18 protein-coding genes are annotated in these 22,354 nt (G+C 28.6%); 6 read left to right on the top strand and 12 right to left on the bottom strand.

The window, feature by feature from the left end:
- Positions 1–10: 10 nt before the first annotated feature.
- The 12 genes from AVENP_RS00470 to AVENP_RS00525 form a co-directional block, all read right to left on the bottom strand.
- The gene (locus AVENP_RS00470) at positions 11–835 is read right to left on the bottom strand and encodes a peptidylprolyl isomerase (RefSeq protein ID WP_128358253.1); all 825 of its coding nucleotides are present in this window, start codon (positions 833–835) and stop codon (positions 11–13) included.
- Between the two features lie 71 nt (positions 836–906).
- Positions 907–3,744, bottom strand: a complete 2,838-nt coding sequence (locus AVENP_RS00475) for an FAD-binding and (Fe-S)-binding domain-containing protein (RefSeq protein WP_128358254.1) — start codon at positions 3,742–3,744, stop codon at positions 907–909.
- 216 nt (positions 3,745–3,960) lie between these two features.
- Positions 3,961–5,322, bottom strand: coding sequence for a TRAP transporter large permease (locus tag AVENP_RS00480; protein WP_128358255.1), 1,362 nt, complete (start codon positions 5,320–5,322; stop codon positions 3,961–3,963).
- Complete coding sequence (locus AVENP_RS00485) at positions 5,319–5,930, bottom strand: TRAP transporter small permease subunit (RefSeq protein WP_172664176.1); 612 nt, start codon at positions 5,928–5,930, stop codon at positions 5,319–5,321. The genes AVENP_RS00480 and AVENP_RS00485 overlap by 4 nt, the downstream gene beginning before the upstream one ends.
- A 110-nt stretch (positions 5,931–6,040) precedes the next feature.
- Complete coding sequence (locus AVENP_RS00490; RefSeq protein WP_128358256.1) at positions 6,041–7,108, bottom strand: TRAP transporter substrate-binding protein; 1,068 nt, start codon at positions 7,106–7,108, stop codon at positions 6,041–6,043.
- A 65-nt stretch (positions 7,109–7,173) separates the two neighbouring features.
- Complete coding sequence (locus tag AVENP_RS00495) at positions 7,174–7,818, bottom strand: response regulator transcription factor (RefSeq protein ID WP_128358257.1); 645 nt, start codon at positions 7,816–7,818, stop codon at positions 7,174–7,176.
- A gap of 2 nt (positions 7,819–7,820) precedes the next feature.
- Positions 7,821–10,016, bottom strand: coding sequence for a sensor histidine kinase (locus tag AVENP_RS00500; protein ID WP_128358258.1), 2,196 nt, complete (start codon positions 10,014–10,016; stop codon positions 7,821–7,823).
- 25 nt (positions 10,017–10,041) lie between these two features.
- Positions 10,042–10,629, bottom strand: coding sequence for a LutC/YkgG family protein (locus AVENP_RS00505; RefSeq protein WP_128358259.1), 588 nt, complete (start codon positions 10,627–10,629; stop codon positions 10,042–10,044).
- Positions 10,622–11,992, bottom strand: coding sequence for a lactate utilization protein B (locus AVENP_RS00510; protein ID WP_128358260.1), 1,371 nt, complete (start codon positions 11,990–11,992; stop codon positions 10,622–10,624). Before AVENP_RS00510 ends, AVENP_RS00505 begins: the two co-directional genes overlap by 8 nt.
- Positions 11,989–12,738, bottom strand: a complete 750-nt coding sequence (locus tag AVENP_RS00515; protein WP_128358261.1) for a (Fe-S)-binding protein — start codon at positions 12,736–12,738, stop codon at positions 11,989–11,991. The genes AVENP_RS00510 and AVENP_RS00515 overlap by 4 nt, the downstream gene beginning before the upstream one ends.
- Positions 12,739–12,799: 61 nt before the next feature.
- Positions 12,800–13,369, bottom strand: a complete 570-nt coding sequence (locus AVENP_RS00520; protein ID WP_128358262.1) for a class I SAM-dependent methyltransferase — start codon at positions 13,367–13,369, stop codon at positions 12,800–12,802.
- A gap of 8 nt (positions 13,370–13,377) precedes the next feature.
- Positions 13,378–13,815 (bottom strand): deoxycytidylate deaminase, encoded by a 438-nt coding sequence (locus AVENP_RS00525; protein ID WP_128358263.1) that lies wholly within the window; start codon positions 13,813–13,815, stop codon positions 13,378–13,380.
- A 170-nt stretch (positions 13,816–13,985) separates the two neighbouring features.
- Here AVENP_RS00525 and accB point away from each other — a divergent pair, with 170 nt between their 5' ends.
- From accB to asnB, 6 genes are all read left to right on the top strand, one after another.
- On the top strand, positions 13,986–14,450 hold the full coding sequence (accB, locus tag AVENP_RS00530; protein WP_128358264.1) for an acetyl-CoA carboxylase biotin carboxyl carrier protein: 465 nt from the start codon (positions 13,986–13,988) through the stop codon (positions 14,448–14,450).
- 9 nt (positions 14,451–14,459) lie between these two features.
- Positions 14,460–15,812, top strand: coding sequence for an acetyl-CoA carboxylase biotin carboxylase subunit (locus AVENP_RS00535; RefSeq protein WP_128358265.1), 1,353 nt, complete (start codon positions 14,460–14,462; stop codon positions 15,810–15,812).
- 239 nt (positions 15,813–16,051) lie between these two features.
- Positions 16,052–17,749, top strand: coding sequence for a DEAD/DEAH box helicase (locus tag AVENP_RS00540; protein WP_128358266.1), 1,698 nt, complete (start codon positions 16,052–16,054; stop codon positions 17,747–17,749).
- A 195-nt stretch (positions 17,750–17,944) separates the two neighbouring features.
- Positions 17,945–19,528, top strand: coding sequence for an inorganic phosphate transporter (locus AVENP_RS00545; protein WP_128358267.1), 1,584 nt, complete (start codon positions 17,945–17,947; stop codon positions 19,526–19,528).
- An 89-nt stretch (positions 19,529–19,617) separates the two neighbouring features.
- Positions 19,618–20,523 carry an AEC family transporter gene (locus AVENP_RS00550; RefSeq protein ID WP_228201854.1) on the top strand — a complete coding sequence of 302 codons (906 nt, stop codon included), beginning with the start codon at positions 19,618–19,620 and terminating at the stop codon, positions 20,521–20,523.
- 6 nt (positions 20,524–20,529) lie between these two features.
- Positions 20,530–22,320 carry an asparagine synthase (glutamine-hydrolyzing) gene (gene asnB, locus AVENP_RS00555; protein ID WP_128358269.1) on the top strand — a complete coding sequence of 597 codons (1,791 nt, stop codon included), beginning with the start codon at positions 20,530–20,532 and terminating at the stop codon, positions 22,318–22,320.
- The last annotated feature ends 34 nt before the right edge of the window (positions 22,321–22,354 follow it).

Raw genomic sequence — 22,354 nt, forward strand, 5'->3', positions numbered from 1 at the left:
TATATTCCCTTTATCTTACTATTTTTATATCAGCTGTTAATTTCTCTTTTTCAAAGTAATCTTTTAGATATTTTTTTTCTCTTAAACTCATCATATCATTAAATATTTTTGCTTTAACGCTTTCAAAATTAAGTGAAGTTGTTCCTTCTTTTCTTGTTACAAACAAAGAAATGAATTGTTTATTAGCTGTAAAAATTGGAGTGAAACTATTTGTTTTAGTTTCATTTAATAAATATTGCATTTGAGGTTGTAATTTATCACTTGCTAATCTTACTGGCTCTCTTTCAACATCAGAAGGAAGAACCATTGGATTTTTTATTGCACTATTTAAAGAAGATTTATTTTTTGATGTATATTGAGTTACTTCATAAAATTTTGAAGTTGAAAATTGCTCTTTATTTTTTTCATAATATAGTTGCATATCTTCTTCTGTAGCAATTGCAAGTTGACCTTTTACAATTTTTTGAATTAGTTTTTGTCTAATTACTGCATCTTTTGCTTCATCTTCAAAAGCTGTATAATCTCCATATTTTTGTTTTACAACTGATTTAAATGTGTATATATCCATCCCATTAGCATTTGCTAATTTTTCAATGTAATCATTGATTTCAAAAATATCTGCACTGATGTTATTTTCTTTTATAGATTGTTCATATAGAGCTTTATCTATCAATAATCCAACAGCTTGATTTTTGCCTATTTTATTTACTGACATAGTATTATCAATATCATAAATTGTAATTGGTTCATCATTAACAATTAAAGCAACACCATTTACCATACCTGCAAATGATATTCCTGAACTTACAAGTAGTGTTAAAAAAAGTTTGTACATAGATTTTCCTTTTTCATAAAGCAGATATTTTACCAAAAAAATGGTAAATATCTGTTTTGTTGGAAAAAAGATTATAAAGTTTTAGTTTTAGTTACTTTATTAATTAAATAAAATATTGAATTGTAGTCTAATCCTGATTCTTCACTTAGTCCAATTTCACAAGTTTTACTTGTAGAAAATGCCATTTTTGCACCAGCTGTTTGCTCTTTTAAGTGTCTTAATGCAGATTTGTTCAGTTCTGGAAAATTAAATCCTCTATCTCCTGCAAAACCACAACATTTTACATCTGCTGGAATTATTACATTTGTAGAGCACAATGTTGCTAAAGTTTTAAACTTATCTTCTAATCCCATTTTTCTTGAACTACAAGTTGTATGAATTGTAATTGCTTCATCTATTGCTGTGAATTCTAAATCTTTTGTTAAAAACTCTAAAGCAAATTCAATTGGTTCATAAATGTTAATTTTCTTTGTAAAGCTTTCCATCATTTTTTTAGTACAAGGACTTGTGTCACATAATACTGGATATTCTCCTGAATTACTTACTTTTAATAAAGCTTGTTCTAACTGAGATGATTTTGTATGTGCTGCTTCATTAAAACCTTTTGATGAAAATGGCATACCACAACATAAGTTTGATAAATTTTCAGGGAATAGTATTTGATAACCAGCTTTTAGCAATAATTCAACTGTAGTTTCAAATAGTTGTTTTTCTTCTTTTGATACGGCATTTAATCCCATACTTCTATTTAGACATGAAGGAAAATATACTACTTTTTTATCACTAACTTTTTGTTCAAAATTTAAATCAATATTTGTTCCTATTGGCATTGTAACGCTCCATTTAGGAATAGAATTACTAAAATCTCTAAATGTTTTAGTCATTGTTTCCATGCTTGGAGTTCCAAGAACTTTATGAATAAAGTTTGCACTATGAAGTCCAAATCTAACACCTTTTAGAGTTGCTGAAAAATTATTTGCTACAAAATTTGCAATTGATTTTCCAGTATTTGAAATTTGTTCAGCTCTCAAATGCTTGGTTAAACTTCCTGTATCAATTTTTACTGGACATGCAGTTGAACATAAACTACAAGTTGCACAAGTTTCAATTCCATCATATTGGTATAAATCTTTATATTCTTTTGCTTCCTTTTTATTTCCAATACTTTCAAGTCTTGAAATTTCTCTATTAATTACAATTCTTTGTCTTGGAGTTAAAGTTAGCTCATTTGATGGACATGTTGGTTCACAAAATCCACATTCAATACATTTATCAACAATTTCATTTGTTGCTGGAAGTGTTTTAAGATTTTTTAAGTGAGCTTGGGCATCATCATTTATTATAACACCTGGATTTAAAAGCCCTTTTGGGTCAAATAATGATTTTATTTTTTTCATCATAATATAAGCATCATACCCCCACTCAATTTCAATAAATGCAGCCATGTTTCTTCCTGTTCCATGTTCTGCTTTTAGACTTCCTTGATATTTAACGGCAACAGAGTGAACAACTTCATTCATTAAATCATCATATCTTTTTATCTCTTTTGGATCTGAAAAATCTTGTGTAAATACAAAGTGGAAATTTCCCTCAAGTGCATGCCCAAAAATTAAAGCTTCAGAGTAACCATGTTTTTTAAATAGTTCTTGAAGTTCAAGTGTTGCTTCTGCTAAGCATTCAATAGGATATGCAACATCTTCAATAATTACTGTTGTTCCTGTTACTCTTACAGCTCCCACTGCTGGAAATAAACCTTTTCTAATTTTCCAATAAAGAGTATATTCTGCAACATCTTTTGTAAAATAAATATCTCTAACAACTGAAAACTCTTTTAATAACTCTTCAATTTGTGCTGTTTGAATATCAAGTTGTTTATCACTTATTGCTCTTGTTTCAATTAAAAGAGCTGTTATATTTTCATCAAAATCTTTTATAAATGCTGGCATTGCTGGGTCATTCTCAATACTTTTTAACCCTGCTCTATCCATTAATTCAACTGCATCTACAGTGATTTTATTTGCATCTTTTGCAAGTTTCAATTTAGTAACAGCAGAACATGCTTCATTCATATCTTTGAAATAAATTAGTGAACTAGCTTTATCTTTTAAATCTTCAACTGTGTAATAAGTAATCTCTTCAATAAAGGCTAAAGTTCCTTCACTTCCAATGATTAAGTGTTCAAGAATTTCAAACTCATCACTAAAATCAATTAAAGCATTTAGTGAGTAACCACATGTATTTTTGATTTTGAACTTTCTTTCAATTTTTGCTTTTAACTCTTCATTGTTTTTTGTATCATCTGAAAAACTTTTTAGACTTTTTAGAAATTCGCCATGTGATTTTCTAAATGCTTCTTTGCTCTCATTACATCCTGTATCAAGTTTTGCCCCATCTGCAAAAATTAATTTCATTGATTTTAATGTTTTATATGAATTTTGTGAAATTCCACAACACATCCCTGAAGCATTATTTGCAGCAATTCCACCAATCATAGCAGCATTTATACTAGCTGGATCTGGACCGATTTTTTTAGAATATCTTGCTAATAGTCCATTTACTTGTGCACCTGTAAGTGCTGGTTGAAGTGAAATAAAACTAGCATCTGGTGAAATTTTGAAGTCTGAAAACTTTCTTGAAGTGATTATTAAAATAGAATCACTAATTGCTTGACCAGACAGTGAAGTTCCCGCTGCTCTAAAAGTTATACTTAAATTCATTGAATTTGATAATTCAATAATATCTTGAACCTCTTTCGCATTATCTGTTTTGATTACTATTTTTGGAATTAATCTATAAAATGAAGCATCTGTTCCATAAGCCAGTGTGTGGAGTTTATCTGTAAAGATTCTCTCTCTTTCAATTTTTTTTACGATTTCATCGTGAAATTTTTGGTATTTACTATCTAACATTTTTATCCTTTTTTATTTTTTTTGTTTATTAAAAATAAATAAATTGTTACTCTAGTCTTGGTACCGTATATATTCTTTGTTGAGGATCATATATAAAAGCAAACATTTTATCTTTGATTTTATATATGATATTGAAGATTAGTTCTAAAAAATATTTACAAGTTTTCATTTTACTTCTCAATTATGTAGTAAAAGAGGTTTTTGCCTCTTTTACTATTATAGTTTTGGATTTATTCCAAAAACTTCTGGATAAAAAACAATTAACATTAACACAAATATTTGTATTATAATAAACGGAAGAACACCTTTATAAATATCAATAGTTCTAACACTAGCTGGTACAACTCCTTTTAAGTAGAAAAGGGAGAACCCAAATGGTGGTGTTAAAAATGATGTTTGTAAATTCATTGCAATTAATATTGCAAACCAAACTGGACTAATATCTAAATTCATCGCAATTGGAACTAAAATAGGAACAATAATATATGAAATTTCAACAAAGTCAATAAAGAATCCTAAAATAAATATTGCTAACATTGTAAATAAAATAAACGCAAATTTCTCATCACCTGGCAAATTCATCATAAAATGCTCAACTATCTCATCTCCACCTGTGTATGTGAATACCATTGAAAATGCTGTTGCACCAATTAAAATACCAAATACCATAGATGTGATTTTTACAGATTCAAAAGCTGCTTCTTTTACCATATCAATTGAAAAAGTACGATATAAAACTGCTAATAATACAGCTCCAATACAACCAACTGCTGATGACTCAGTAGGTGTTGCAATACCAGCAAAAATTGAACCTAAAACCATTATAATAAGCGTTAAAGAAGGAATAATTGCAAGTAAAGCTGAAATTACTTGTTTAGTTTTATTTCCTCTTGATGGATCTTTTGGAATAGCAGGTGCCATGTCTTTTTTGAAATAAGAGACAATTAATATAAATATAATATATGCAGCAACAAGTGTAAGTCCTGGCCAAACAGCAGCTGCAAACAAGTCACCTACTGGAACTTGAAATACATCTCCTAAAATAATTAATACAATTGAAGGAGGAATAATTTGTCCTAAAGTACCTGAAGCACAAATTGTTCCAGTTGCTAATGGAAGATTATATTTATACTTCATCATAACAGGAAGTGAAATAACACCCATCGCAACAACTGATGCTCCAACAACTCCTGTAGATGCTGCAAGTAAAGTACCAACTAAAACTGTTGAAATTGCAACTCCACCTCTTATTTCTCCAAAAAGAAAAGCCATTGATTCAAGTAGTTTTTCAGCAAGACCAGTTTTTTGTAAAATAATTCCCATAAAAATAAACATAGGAACGGACATTAATATTGTATTTTGCATTATAGACATAATTCTATAAGGCATAAAGTCAAACATTGCAAGACCTTCATCTAAACCATCAACTAAGCCATCTAATATTCCATTGTCAAAACCAACTTCAAGAATACCAGCCATTATTCCAAAAAATAAAGATACTGCTGCAAAAGTAAATGCTACTGGAAAACCAAAAGATAACATTACTAATGAAGCGAAGAACATAACAATACCTATCATTTGTTCTCTCCTTTTGTATCTTCTAAATCAACTACATGATGTTTGTGTTGTTTTAATTCATTTTTTAAATTTTCAATTTCACCTTTTAAATTGTATCCATCCATTGATCTAAGACCTTTATACACATTTAAATTTTTAATAAAAAATCCAATTGATGTGATAATTAATAGGAAAAAAGATAATGGAATCATTGATTTTACAATCCATCTATATGGTAAACCACCTGGATCGCCACTTTGCTCATTTGATGCAAATGATTCTATTACATAAGGAATAGATTCAATTCCAATCAATAATGCAACTGGAAGAATAAATAACACAACTCCCGCCATATTTATTCTAGCTTTCTTTTTATCAGTTAATCTATCGTAAATAATATCAACTCTTACGTGACCATCTTCTTTTAATGTGTAAGAGATACCTAATAATATTATCACAGAAAATAGGTGCCATTCCATCTCTTGCATTGCAATGCTACCTGTATTAAAAAAATATCTCATGACAACGTCATAAGTTACATTTAATATCATTAGTACCATTACAAAAGCAGTGAAATAACCTATTATATCTGCAAATTTATCAAAACCTTTTTCAAGCTTTAACAGCATATATAATCCTTTTGTAATTTTTAAATAAGTCAAATAAACATATTAAGGTAGATTTACTTGATTTATTTGGAGTTAGATAATCCAACTCTCTTTCGAGAGTTAGAAAGTTTTTATAAATTGTCTTTTAAGTATAAGTAATCAGACATTTTTGTCCATTCTCTTGCTTTCTTTTGGTACGCAGCTTGAGAATCTAAAATCTCTTTTAATAAAGGAGATTCTGTTTTAAGTTCAGTTAATAACTCATCATTTGCTTTTTTCATAGCATCCATAACAGGTTTTGGGAAAGTTTTAACTTTGATATTTGGGAATTCTGTTAACATTGTTGCCCAAGCTTCACTACTCATGTGGTAATTTTGAATATACATATCATAAGCAGATACTCTCATTGCAGTTAATAAAATTTGTTGATAGTCTTTTGGTAATTTATTAAAGTCTTTTTCATTTACCATAAATTGTAATTCAGTTGCTGGTTCATGCCAACCTGTGTAATAATAAGGTGCAATTTTGTGGAATCCCATTGATATATCCATTCCAGGGCCAACCCATTCCAATGCATCAATAGTTCCTCTTTCAAGTGATGTATATAATTCACCCGGAGCTATATTTGTAACTGATAATCCTAGTTTTGCCATAACTTCTCCAGCAAATCCTGGAATTCTCATTTTTAGACCTTTTAAGTCATCAAGTGTATTGATCTCTTTTCTAAACCAACCACCCATTTGGTTACCAGTATTTCCTCCAGGGAATGATAAAACTCCATGTTTTTTATATGCTTTTTGCATTAACTCCATACCACCACCATAGTAAAACCATGCATATTGTTCTGGTGCAGTCATACCAAAAGGCATAGTTGTAAATGGTAAAAGTTCTATATCTTTACCTTTCCAGTAATATGATGCTGAGTGAGCCATTTCATATTGACCACCTTTTACCATATCTAGAACACCAAGTGGCGCTTTATGTTTATTTGCAGCATCAATTCTGATTTGGAATTTTCCATCAGACATCTCTTCTACAAGTTTAGCCATATTTGTTGGTGCATCAATAAATGGATTAAGTGTTGAACCCCATGTTGTTGCAAGCTTCCATTTAATAACCTTATCATCAGCATTCGCTACTATTGATAAACCTGCAATAAGTGCAGATGTAACAAGCAATTTTGTCGTAAATTTTAACATTTCATTTCTCCTTAGATTTGTTAGTTTTAAATTTTAACTTTACCGAATGATAATGATATGATAATTTAGCTTATTTTAAAAATATAACCAGTGTCAACAACTGTTTGAATATAATCTTTATCTAATAATTTTCTTAGTCTTCTTATTAGGCTTCTTATTGATTCTAAAGAGACGAAACTGCCTTCCCATACATAGTTTTCAATAGTTTCATAAGTTATAACTTGATTCTTTTTACTAAGAAAGAGATTCATTAAAAGTTTTTCTTTTTTTGTTAATCTTGTCTCTTTATTATCAATTACTACTGTTGCAGATTTGAAATCGAAATAAGAATTATCATCAAAATAGATATTGTTATCTTCAATATTACAAAGTTTTTCTATTTTAATTTCTAATTCATCTATAAAAAAAGGTTTTTTTAAATAATCATTACAACCAAAATCATAAGATTGTTTTATAACATCTAGTTCAACACTTCCACTTATGATTATTACTGGCACGATTTTATAATACTCTCTTATTTTTTTTAAGATATTTATTCCATCAACATTTGGAACGTTTATATCTAATATAAAACAAGAAAAACCTTCGGTTATTTTTTCGTAAGCATCAGCACCATCAGTAAATGAGATTACATTATAGTTCTTTATTTTTAATCTTTTTGTGATGGTATCATTTAGTTTTTTATTATCTTCAAGAAGTAAAATTTTCATCTTTAAGCCTTTTTGTGAGGAAGTTTTATTGTGAAGATTACATTATCACCATCATTTTTAGCGTTAATTGTTCCTCTCATTTTTTCTTCTATTATAATTTTGGCCATATAAAGTCCAAGTCCAGTTCCATCTGCTTTTGTTGTAAAATATGGTTCAAAAATTGAATTTATAATTTTTTCATCAATTGAGCCTGCATCATCAATTATTTCTATGGTATTAAAGTTTTGACATCTTTGAATATTTATATTTATATTACCTTTTTTATTTATAGGTAAATTTTTATCTACGATTTTATTTTTTGCATTATTAATAATATTTAATAAAACCTGTTTAAACTCATTTTCATATCCATAAACAAGAAGTTCTTCATTCTCGTTTTTATAATTAAAATTCATTTTGATATTTGAATAAAATACTTGTTTTCCAATTATTTCATTAATTTCACTTAAAGATTTAGAAATTGAAAATAGCTTTTTTTTCGTTGATGGTTTAAGGAAATTTCTAAAATCATTAAGTGTTCTTGACATATATTTTATTTGAACCATCGAGTCATTAACAAACTCTTTAACCTCATCGTCTTTTAACTCTTTTAATAAATAAGATGTTTGAATATCTTGAACAAGTGCAGATAATTCCACAAGAGGTTCATTCCATTGATGAGCAATTGCTGCAATCATATCACCCATTTCTGCTAGTTTACTTTGTTGAATCAAAAACTGTTTTTGTTGAATTCTCTCTGTAATATCATCCATAATACAAACAATACCACCAACACTTCCATCAATATTTTTATAAACTGCTTTATTTAAAATAATATGTTTCATCTCATTTGAAGCTGTATAAAAAGTAAATTCAGAAGTACTTGTACAAAAAGTCAGTAATAACTCTTTATCTCTTGCTGTATTTTCGCTAGCTACTTTATATGGAAAAAAATCAAAGGCTGTTTTTCCTATTACTTCATTTCTTGAAGAACTAACTAATGATGCAAAACTTGTATTACAACCTAAGAATTTTCCTTCAACATTTTTATAATAAATAGGATTAGGAATAGTATCAAGAAGAACTTTATCAAATTCAATTCGATTTGAAAGTTCTAGTTCAAGTTTTTCTCTTCTTATTATATTAGCTCTTAAAATTACTACTATAATACTTAATATTAAAATGATTAAAATTGTTATAATAAAGAATTTTGAGTGCTCTTTATATATAGTACTTGGTTCATTAATTATTATTGGATTTTCAACATAATCTGGAATATCAAGATTGAATCTTTTTAATTCATCATAATTAAACATATATAAATTTGGTGATTTTTCTAAAATAGGAATATCCGTAATTTTCTTACCATTTAAAACTTCTAAAGCCATTTTAGAAACAGTTTCCCCTTGCGCAACTGCTGAAGTTAATAATCCTCCTACAATTCCACTATGTAAATAAAAATCCCAAAGTCCATAAATTGGCACTTGACTTACTTTTCTTACTTCTTCAAAACTTTGTTTATGGGTGAAAAATTTCCCCGTTGTATCTTTAAATAAAAGTACGAATAGTATTACGCTATTTTTTTTATCTAAATTTGAAACTTTATCTTGAAGATTACTAATTTCTAAGTTATCTGTATATTCAATATTGAAGCGGTTTTGATATTTTTCAATTATTGGATTTAGATCCCGTTTAATTGCAGAACCAGTTGATGAAGTATCATTTATAATTAATAGATTTTTTAAATTTGGATGCATATGTGAAATTAGCTCAAAATTCTTTTCAATATCAACTTCTTCTGCTAATCCAGACATATATTTATACATGTCATTTTCACCTAAAAGAACCTTATCAAAATTATTTATTCCACAAAATAGAACAGGAATATTTTTAAATAAGTAATCATGATATTTAATCATAAAATCAAAAGCATTATTATCACTTACGATAATTAAATCAAATTTTCGCCCTTCAAACTGTTGTTTATAAAGTTTTGAAAGGTTATATAAATAAGTAGAATCATCAATTCTTTTTGTATCCATATAAACAGTTGTTAATTCTATGTTTTTATGGCTATCAAAATTCTTTTCAATTGTTCTTGAAATATCATCAGTCCAAATATATCCTTTATGATATGAATGAATTAATAAAACTTCTTTCGATTGATCCGCAAATAAGTAGTTAAAAAAAAGTATGCTAAATAGTAAAAAATATTTCATTATTGTCCCCTATTTAGCAATTATATCAAGATTTTATGAAGATTACATAACCTGATTTTGGTCCATGTGCTCCAATTACAAGTGATTGTTCAATATCTGCTGTTTTTGATGGACCTGAAATAAATACACCATAACCAGCATCTTCAAAATCAATTTTCTCATAAGCTTCATGCATATTATTTAAAAGTTCATTTTCATCAATTACAATAACAATATTTTGAGCAATAAAATATAAAGCTCTATGTCTGTTATTTTCATTTTTCATCCAAATTGCACCATTTTCAGCAATTGCAAAATTACCTTTTACAACAGCTAAATCAATATTGCTTAGGTCATGTGCATCATCAAAATTATTTGCATTAAAATTTCCAATAGAACAAAAATCAACATCACTTGCTATTTGTTTTTCATCAGGATAAAGAGCTTTTATTGTTTCATCTAGTTTATCTTTTTCAATCAATAAAGCTTTTCCTCCAACACTTTCAATCATAGTAGAAAAAGTTTCAAATTTATTGTCATACTTAATACCAAAATTTTCATAAGTTGGAAGTTTTACATTTTTAACAACATTATTGTCTTTAATATTTTTTAATATTTTTTCTTTACTAGTCATCTAATTCTCCATCTCTAAACATTTCTTTAAAACTTTTTGAAGGCATTTTAGGCATATCCCTTTGTTTTCCCCACGCATTTGCTTTATTATATATAATAGAATTTGGTAATTTTGGCACTATAAATCTAGCCATTTTTCCAGCAAACTCAAATAGTGTTGGTTTACTCATTAACCAAGCAGTTACTTTTAATGCCATTTTTTTCTTTGGATCAATTAAATTTGCTTCTGATAAATCTTGTCTTAGACTATATAATTGTGAATCCAAATCAATTTTTACTGGACAAACATTTGAACATGAACCACATAATGTACAAGCAAATGGTAAAGAATTATGTTTTTCTGGCTCTTTTTTTGAACCTAAAATCGAACCAATTGGTCCTGGAATTACATATTCATAAGAGTGACCACCACTTCTTCTGTAAACTGGACAAGTATTCATACATGCACCACATCTAATACAGTTTAGAGCTTTTTTATTTTTTTCAGATGCTAAAAATTGACTTCTATTATTATCAACAATAATAATATGCATTTCACCACCTTCAACTGGTGCATGAAAATGAGAAGTATAAGAAGTTATTGGCTGACCAGTTGCACTTCTTGCTAATAATCTTGTAAATACAGATAAATCTTCAAGTCTTGGAATAATTTTTTCAATTCCCATAGAAGCGATATGAAGTTTTGGAACACTAGCTCCCATATCTGCATTTCCTTCATTTGTACAAACTACAACTCCACCAGTACTTGCAATTGCAAAATTTACTCCTGTAAGTCCTGCTTGTGCAGTTAAGAAATCTTCTCTTAAAGCACCTCTTGCTGCACGAGTAAGATATGTTGGGTCATAATTTCCTTGCTCTGTTCCTAAATGTTCATGAAAAGTATCTGATACATCAGATTTTTTTAGGTGAATTGCTGGAAGAACAATATGTGATGGAGTCTCATGTCTTAGTTGAACGATTCTTTCCCCTAAATCTGTATCTATAACTTCTATTCCTAAATTTTCTAAATATGGATTTAAGTGACACTCTTCTGTTAACATAGATTTTGATTTTACAAGTTTTGTTACATTATGCTCTTTTAAAATATCTGCAACAATTTGATTATGTTCTAAAGCATCAATTGCAAAATGAACTTTAATACCTTTTTTTGTTGCATTCTTTTCAAATTCTAAAAGATAAGTGTCAAGATTTGCCATTGTATGAGTTTTGATTTGATTCGCAAATTCTCTTAAATGTTCCCATTCAGGAATTGATTTACTAGCTCTATCTCTTTTTTCTCTTACAAACCAAAGTGCTTGATCATGCCAATGCATTCTCTCATCATTAGCTACAAATTTACTAGCATTTACACTGTGACTACTCATAGTTTAACTCCTGCAAGAATTTCTACAATATGCATAACTTTTATTGGATTTTTATCTCTGTTTATAATCCCATCCATATGCATTAAACATGACATATCAGCACCTGTTATTACTTGTGCTGATGAATCTAAATGGTCTTTTATTCTATCTTTACCCATAGCAACTGAAATAGCTTCTTCTTGAACACTAAATGTTCCTCCAAAACCACAGCATTCATCTTCTCTTTTTAATGTAACTAATTCAATATCAGATATTTTATTTAGAAGATTTTTTAGTTTTGAATCATAAGGAATATTAAGTTCACTAGCAGTTGCTAGTTTTAAAACTCTATGTCCATGACATGAGTTGTGAACTCCAACTTTATGAGGGAATGAAACATTAAAATTAATATTTTCAATCTTTATAATATCATGTAAAAATTCACAAACTTCATAAATAGAAGCTTTTACTTTATTGTAATCTTTATCGTTATCAAAAAACTCTGCATAATGCTCTTTTACCATTGCAACACATGAACCACTTGGTGCAACGATATAATCGTAATCTTTAAATGTTTTTACAAATTCAAGTGCTAATTTCTTAACATCTTTCGAACAACCAGAATTTGCCATAGGCTGGCCACAGCAAGTTTGACTAAGTGGATACTCTATTTGTAAACCTTGATCTTTTAGCACTTTGTATGTTGCTTTGCAAATATTTGGATATAACTCATTCATAAAACAGGGAATAAAAAGACCTATTTTCATGTACACTCCTACTTTTTAATAACTTATTTTATATTTAGTATATGAGAAATATATGATAATTTTATTTTTTTATAAATATACTAATATCATTGTCTAAATAATTCTCTTTTATTTTCACTTTTTTTGATATTTTTTTACAAAAATCTATTACTTCAATATGGTCAATCTCTGTTAATGAATCGTTTTTTAGAAAATTAAAAATAAATCCAACTTTTGAAGCTAGAAAGCATTTTTCTATAAAAATAAATATCTCATTTTTTTCTAAAATGTTTAAAGCACCACTACAAATATAATAATCAGCAAAAGAGAGTTGATCTTCCAAAATATTTGAAATTTCGAACTTTGCTTCCAAAAATCTCTTTGATGCTAAATTTATCATTTTTTCTTCGCAGTCAATTCCCAAATATGATTTTGGTTTTAATTGATTATCAAATAAGTAGTTGTAATACTCACCAAAACCACAACCAGCGTCAATAATATTTGATTGAATAACTTTTTCTTCTATAAAACTTGTTAATACTTCAAATCTTTTGTATTGCGTGTATGTTGAATTCCAATGAACACCTTGTGGACTTATTCCATATTTTGAAATAGCAGATTTATAGAATTTATTATTGTCTTTGTATGCCATAAATATTTTTATTCAGATATTTGTTCTATTTGAACATTATTGTCTTTTATAAATTTTGATATTATTTCTGAGTTTGTATGTTCATAAGCTTTTTCATATACTATTCTTTTAATTCCACTTGCAATCAGATTTTTAGAACATTCACTACAAGGTTCTAATGTTACATAAATTGTTCCACCTTCTATTGAAATACCTTTTCTAGCTGCCCAGATTATGGCATTCATTTCTGCATGAATTTCATAAGTTTTTGACCATTCATGGTGATCTTTTGTATATTCACCATTCCAATGTTCGCTACAATTTTTATATCCAGCTGGCGTTCCATTATAACCTGTTGATAATATTCTTCCATCTTTTACAATTACTGCTCCAACTTGTTTTGATACGCATTTTGATGCAAGTGCTATCTCTTTTGCAATATTAATAAAACTTCTATCGTTTAACATTTTATTCCTAATTAAATTTTTTTGATTATATCAAAAAGATATTTTAATCAAATACAAGAGATAATTCTATCTGAAACTTAAATAAAACTTATTTAAATATATAAAAATATATTTATCAGAAAAAATGTGCTATTATCAGAAAAAATTTTATTAAATTAAAAAGGCTGAGTATGGATTTTAAAGATATCAAAGAATTAATAAGAGTATTTGATAAGAGTGAACTTAACAAATTAAAGGTTAAAGAAGGTGAATTTGAGATTTCTATGCAAAGAGGTTTTGAAAATGGATTTGCAACTACGGTAACAACTACAGCACCAGTTACTCAAACTGCTCCTGTTGCTGCTTCAATTTCTGTTGTACCTGCTTCAGTTGAAGTTGCAAAAGTTGCAAACTCTGGTGAAACTATAAATTCACCAATGGTTGGGACTTACTACTCTTCACCATCTCCTGAATCACCATCTTTTGTTGAAGTTGGAGCTACAGTTAAAAAAGGTCAAACACTTTGTATTTTAGAAGCAATGAAAATTATGAATGAAGTTGAAGCTGAATTCGATTGTAAAATTGTTGAAATTTTAGTAAAAGATGGTTCACCTGTTGAATATGATATGCCAATCTTTATTGTTGAAAAATTATAAGAGTTAATTATGGCAGAAATTAAAAAAATTTTAATAGCTAATAGAGGCGAAATCGTTCAAAGAGCTGTTAGAACTATTAGAGAAATGGGTAAAAAATCTGTTGCTATTTATAGTACAGGTGATAAAGATGCATCTTATTTAAAACATGCAGATGAAGCTGTATGTATTGGCGGTGCAAAATCTAGTGAATCTTACTTAAATATTCCAGCAATTATTACAGCTGCTGAAATGACAGGTTGTGATGCTATTTTCCCAGGTTATGGATTTTTATCTGAGAATCAAGATTTTGTAGAAATCTGTAGACTTCATAATATTAAATTTATTGGACCATCTGTTGAAGTAATGGAAAAAATGGCTGATAAATCAAAAGCAAAAGAAGAGATGATAAGAGCTGGTGTTCCTGTAGTTCCAGGTTCAAAAGGCGCTGTTCATTCTGTTGATGAAGGGAAAAAGAAAGCCCTTGAAATTGGTTATCCAATTATGGCAAAAGCTTCTGCTGGTGGTGGTGGAAGAGGAATGAGACTTATTCATGATGAGTCAGAATTTGAACAACTATTTATGGCAGCTTCAAGTGAAGCATTAGCTGCATTTGGTGATGGAACAATGTATCTTGAAAGATTTATTAATAACCCAAGACACATTGAAGTTCAAGTTGTTGGAGATTCTCATGGTAATGCTATTCATATTGGAGAGAGAGATTGTTCACTTCAAAGAAGACATCAAAAAGTTATTGAAGAATCACCTGCTATTTTATTAAATGATGAAACAAGAGCAAAACTTCATGAAGTAGCTGTAAAAGCTACTAAATATTTAAAATATGAAGGTGCTGGAACTTTTGAATTTTTAGCAGATGACAAACAAAATATCTTTTTTATGGAAATGAATACAAGACTTCAAGTTGAGCATCCCGTTTCTGAAATGGTTTCAGGAATTGATATTGTAGAACTTATGATTAAAGTAGCTGAGGGTGAAAAAGTTCCTCCTCAAGAATCAATTAAATTCAAAGGTCATGCAATTGAGTGTAGAATTACAGCAGAAGATCCTAACTCATTTTTACCAAGTCCTGGAAAAGTAACACAATGGATGGTTCCTGGTGGAAGAAATGTAAGAGTTGATTCTCACGTTTATACAAACTATATTGTGCCGCCTTATTATGACTCAATGATAGGAAAACTTATCGTTTGGGGAAGAGATAGAAATAAAGCAATTAATATTATGAAAAGAGCTTTAGCAGAATTTGAAGTTGAAGGAATTAAAACAACAATTCCTTTTCATCAAAAAATGATGGAAAATGAAGATTTTATCTCGAATAATTACGATACAAAATACTTAGAAAACTACAAAAAGCTAGATGACTTATAAGAAATAGAGGTTCCCTCTTTTTCTTAAAGCTTAAATTTATCTAAAATTAGATACAATCCCAGAAATTTATACACATTTATATACCCATTTTACTTTGATATATTAATCAAAGATTCATTTTCATTAAACTGACTTACTTGCAAGACTCGAATTGCGTTTTAATTGTACATTTATGGGGAGATTAAATCTAACTTATATAACCGTGTGTATTTTTTTATAAATATATACTAAGGTAAAAAATGACTTTTAACGAATTTAACTTCAAAGAACAATTGCAAAAAGCAATTGAAGAAGCAGGTTTTAAAGAACCAAGTCCAATACAAGAACAAGCAATTCCAGTTATTACATCTGGAAAAGATATGGTTGGGCAAGCACATACAGGAACTGGTAAAACAGCAGCATTCGGACTTCCAATTTTAAATAAACTAAAAGGGAAATCAGGTGTTGAAGCAGTTGTAATTGTGCCAACAAGAGAACTTGCAATGCAAGTTTCAGATGAATTATACAGATTTGGTAAATTCTTAGGATTAAATACTGCAACTGTATACGGTGGTCAAGCGTATGCTAGACAAATCAAACTTATAGAAACTGCAAGTATTATTGTTGCAACTCCAGGTAGATTTTTAGATTTACTAAGAGGACAAAAAATCGATATTAAACCAGAATATGTTATTCTTGATGAAGCAGATGAAATGCTTGATATGGGATTCTTAGATGATATTAAAGAGATTTTTACTTTCTTACCAAAAGAAAGACAAACTTTATTATTCTCTGCAACTATGCCAACTGCTATTAAAAATTTAGCAAAAACTATTTTAAACGAGCCAGAATTTATTACATTAACTAAAAGTGATGTAACTAATGCAAAAATTACTCAAACTTTTTATGTTGTTGATGAAAGAGAAAGAGATGATGCTTTAATTAGATTATATGATTATAAAAATCCAACTAAGTCAATTATATTCTGTCGCACTAAAAAAGAAGTTGATAGATTATCAACTTTTATGGTTTCTCAAGGATTCATGGCAAAAGGTCTTCATGGTGATATGGAACAAAGACAAAGAGAAGAAGCAATTAGAGCGTTTAAAACTTCTAAATTAGAAATTTTAATCGCAACAGATGTTGCTGCACGTGGACTTGATGTTAATGATGTTTCTCACGTATTTAATTATCATTTACCATTCGATTCTGAGTCGTATGTACATAGAATTGGAAGAACTGGACGTGCAGGAAAAGAAGGTGTTGCTATTTCTATTGTAACTCCACATGAGTTTAGAATGTTACAAAAAATTGAAAAAAACATAGGTACTAAATTAGAAGGAAAAGCTATTCCTAATATTGATTCAGTAAAAGAGAAAAAAATTGTTGAATTAAAAAATCAAATTAGTGAACAAGAAATTAGTGATTATGCATTAGCACTTGTAGAAGATTTAAAAGAAGAGTTTGATATTTCTACAATTGCATTTAAATTAGCATCAATGATTTCAGCATCTACATTAGTTCAAGGTAATAATAATATTGGAAAATCAGAATCTGATATTAAAAGACTTATTGAAAATTCAAGTAGATATGATAATGATGGTTCATCTTCTGGAAGAAATTCAAGAGGTGGAAGAGGTGGAAGATTTGGTGGTTCTCGAGGTGGAGATTCAAGAGGTGGAGATAGAGGTCCTAGAACTGGGGATAGAAACTCAAGAGGTGGAGATAGAGATAGAGCCCCAAGAGGTGATAGACCATCAGGCGATAGAGCTCCAAGACCATCAGGTGACAGACCAGCTGGAGATAGAAAACCAAGTGGTGATAGAGCTCCAAGAGGTGATAGACCATCAGGAGATAGATCACCTAGACCATCAGGTGATAGAAAACCAAGTGGCGATAGAGCACCAAGACCATCAGGTGATAGACCATCTGGCGACAGAAGTAGAAAAAGAGATTAATTCTCTTTTTCAAATCTTATAAATACATTTTCCTTCTTAATAAATCCCCTTCTTTTTAGTAATAATATATTGTGATTAGTTATAATTTAATGAGTAAGTCTATAATAAATTTAAGCTTTCTTAAAGCTATGATAAGCGAAATGCCACTATAATACTGCCTTACTTAGGTTACAAGATAGTTACAAAAGGTTCACTTTGGATATTAAAACAATTAACAAATTTGAGAAAGCTAGAGATAAGACTCTTCCTGGCTTTGCAAAACTTTCACTGGCATTACTTTTTATAGTAGTAGTTTTTTTATGGTCATATACTTCTAATGGTAATGTTCCTAATAACACATTTCTAATAATTGGTGCAATATTTGGTGCATATATGGCTATGAATATAGGTGCAAACGATGTTGCAAATAATGTTGGCCCAGCTGTTGGTTCTAAAGCATTAACTCTTACAGGTGCAATATTTATTGCAGCAATTTTTGAAAGTTTAGGTGCTTTTATTGCAGGTGGTGATGTTGTAAAAACAATTAAAGATGGGATAATTAATCCAGCTTTAATATCTAATCCAGAAATATTTATTTGGGCTATGACAGCAGCACTTTTATCTGGTGCTTTATGGTTAAATTTTGCTACGTCAATTGGTGCTCCTGTTTCAACAACTCATTCAATTGTTGGTGGTGTTATGGGTGCTGGAATTGCAGCTGCTGGTTTTTCAATTGTTGCTTGGGACACAGTAGGTAAGATTGTTGCTTCTTGGATTATTTCACCTTTATTGGGTGGGATTGTTGCAGCAGGATTTTTGTTTTTTATCAAGAAACAGATTATTTACAAAGAAGATGTATTAGCAGCTTCAAATAAATTTGTTCCTTTATTAATTGCTTTTATGGCTTGGTCATTTAGTACATATCTAATATTAAAAGGTCTCAAAGCAATTATTGATGTTAACTTTTTAGTTGCTACATTAATTGGTTTTGCTATTGCAATTGGAATTTATTTTGTTGTTAAACCATTGGTTGCAAAAGTATCAGCTAAATTACAAAATAATAGAGCATCTATAAATACATTATTCAATTTGCCACTTATTTTTGCAGCTGCTTTATTATCATTCGCTCATGGTGCAAATGATGTTGCTAATGCAATAGGACCACTTGCAGCAATTAATGATGCTATTATGAATTCTGATATTTCATCGAAAGTTTCTATTCCTATATGGGTTATGGCTGTTGGTGCATTTGGTATTGTTGTTGGACTTGTATTATATGGACCTAAATTAATTAAAACGGTTGGGTCTGAAATAACTGAACTTGACCAAATGCGAGCTTATTCAGTTGCTATGTCTGCTGCACTTACAGTTATTATTGCAAGTCAATTAGGTCTTCCCGTTTCTTCTACACATATAGCAATTGGTGGAGTTTTTGGTGTTGGATTTTTAAGAGAGTACCTTGATGCGAATGAACAAAGATTTTTACAAGAAACAAGAAAAAAATTTAAAAAGCATAAAAAAGAACTTGACTCAATGCATGAAGAATTAGAAAAATTAGAGATTATTAAAGATAAATCAAAAGCAAATTACATGAGAATTGTTGAACTTTACAAAAAAATTGATGACAGAGAAGAGTTAGTTAAACAAGATAGAAGAGATGTTAAAGATGCGAAAAGCACAAAGTATGTAAAAAGGGATGCTGTTAAAAAAATTATTGCAGCTTGGATTATTACTGTTCCTGCTGCTGCTATTTTAGCTGCTGCGATATTTTTTATGATTAAAGGTGTTATGATTGCATAAGTAAATTTTACTTATGCATTTTTTCTAAATATTTATCTCATTAATGATAAAATCTCTAAAATTTTTATTAGGGATTTATTATCGAAGCTATATTCTCAGTTTTACCTGTTTATTTCTTTATCTTATTAGGCTTTATAGCAAAAAAAGTTTTTACTAATCAACTTGATGAGAGAACATTAGTTTTACTTTCACTTTATTTTTTTCAACCAGTTCTTATTTTTTGGGGTTTAACAAAAAGACCAATTGATTATGAATTTATTGTATCTCCTATTTTATATTTTCTTATTATGCTTGTATCTTTAGGTGTTTTAATATTAATTAATAAAAAAATATTTTCTCAAAGACAAGACCAATCAATTTATTTAGCAACAGCATTAGTTGGAAATACTGGAAACTTAGGAATTCCTCTTGGGATTGCTCTTTTTGGTATGGATTCAGTTCCTTACACAAGTATAATTAATATTGCAAATACTTTTTTTATCTATATTTTTGCTGTTTATTTTTTTGCAAGAGATAACTTTTCTTTAAAAGAAGCAATAATTTCTATAATGAAAATACCTGGTATTTGGTTCGCAATATTAGCTTTATTAATAAACTCACAGGGTGTTGGAATCAATAAACATGTTTATTCTGCACTTGAAATGGGTGCTTATACTTCTATGGTAATTCAACTTATTATTTTTGGTATGTATTTATCAAGTGTTAAAGTAAAAATTTTACCTTGGTATTCCTCTTTACATATTAGTTTTGTAAAACATATCTTATTACCTGCTATTGGTATTCTTATAATTGTTAATTTTACGAATTTAAATTCTTATGTTGCTTCTATTTTAATTATGGAATTAATGGTTCCACTTGCAGTTAATAATGTAAATCTTGCTGCTTTATATCATTGTAAACCTTATGATGTTGCAGCATCTATTCTTATTTCTAGTGTTGTTTTTGTTTCTCTATTATATTTTTATATTCAAATTATTGAATATTTTGTTAAGTAGTTTTTTATGTGTGGGATAATATGTACAAATTTTTTGTCAAATAAGTTTGATAAATCTTTAGAACTTTTGAATCATAGAGGTCCTGATTTTCAAAAATCAATAAAAATTGATAATAAACAGTTTGGACATACAAGACTTGCAATTATTGATTTAGATGAAGAAGCAAATCAACCAATGATATTTGATGATATCTTGCTTGTATTTAATGGAGAAATTTATAATTACAAAGAATTGATTCACGTGGAACATTTAGAATGTAAAACATCAAGTGATAGTGAAGTCTTAATTAGACTCTATCAAAAGTATGGATTTGACTTTTTAAATAAATTAAATGGAATGTTTTCTTTTTGTATTTATGATATGAAAAAAGAGTTATATTTTTGTGCTAGGGATAGATATGGTAAAAAACCATTTTTTTACTATTTTAAAGATAATCAATTTATCTTTTCATCATCAATAAAATCAATATTAAATCTACTTGATTATAAACCAAATCTAAATAAAGTAGCACTTTCAAAATATATGCAGTATTTTGTCTCTTTTGGTGAAGACACTTTTTATCAAGAGATTTTTAAACTCGAAGCATCTACATATATGATTTACGAGCCAAATAAGAGCCCTGAGCTTCAAAAGAAGAAATATTACAAGATAAATACCTATAAAGCAATAAAAGACGAAAAACAGGCTTTAAATGATATTGAAGAACTTTTATTCAAAAGTATTGAATATAGACTCAAAAGTGATGTTGAAGTTGCATCACTTTTGAGTGGTGGAATTGATAGTTCATTAATCTCTGCTCTTTATACAAAAATCTCAGGTAAAAAGATAAATACTTTTAGTGTTGGATATAATGAATACAAAAACTATTGTGAGTTGGATTATGCACAGATAACAGCTAATCATATTGATTCAAATCATAATCCAGTGATTATAAATCAAAATGAGTATATAAAGCATTTTGAACAAACACTTGATATGCTTGAAGAACCCCATGGAGATAGTGCAGCAATTCCTTTAAATATTTTAACAAAACAGATACATAAATCTGGAATAAAAACTGTACTTTCAGGTGAAGGAAGTGATGAGATATTTTTAGGTTATGATAACTATGCAAAGTTTTTAAAATATTATGAGTTTGAAAAAAGTTTATCAAATGAACAAAATGTTTTTTTAAATGACATAATTGGAGCTTTACAAAATAATACTAAAGAGAGTGAATATTTAAGAAGAATTGTAAAAAAACAAAATCTTTATAACTCTTTTGGGGAAATTTACACAGATATTCAAAGAAAAAGATTGTTTAAAAAAGTACCAACTTTTAAAAGTGAAACAGCAAAACAAGATCCAGTTGATTGGATGAGTTATATTGACTTAAAAATTTGGCTAGGAGAAGCTTTATTATCAAAAGTTGATAGAATATCAATGGGAAACTCTTTAGAGGTTAGAACACCGTTTTTAGACTTTAATTTAGTGAATTATATGTTTCGTGTTGACTCAAATATTAAAGTTGGAGATACAAATAAATATTTATTAAAAAAAATAGCTTCTAAATATATTCCTGAAACTATAATCAATAGAACAAAAAAAGGATTTAATTCACCTTTCAATGAGTGGTTAAATAAAGAATATAAAGATAAAATACTTGATGTTATAGTTGAAGTAAATAATGAGACAAATTTATTTAATCATGAGTATATTTTACATATTTACGAGCTTAGTAAATCCAATAAATTTAAACAACATTTATATTCGCTTTTTGTATTTTCATTGTGGTTTAAAAAAGAATTTTTATCTTAAGATAAAAGATAGTAAAATCATAATACATACTAAA

The sequence above is a fragment of the Arcobacter venerupis genome, assembly GCF_013201665.1.
In the GTDB taxonomy this organism is placed as follows: domain Bacteria; phylum Campylobacterota; class Campylobacteria; order Campylobacterales; family Arcobacteraceae; genus Aliarcobacter; species Aliarcobacter venerupis.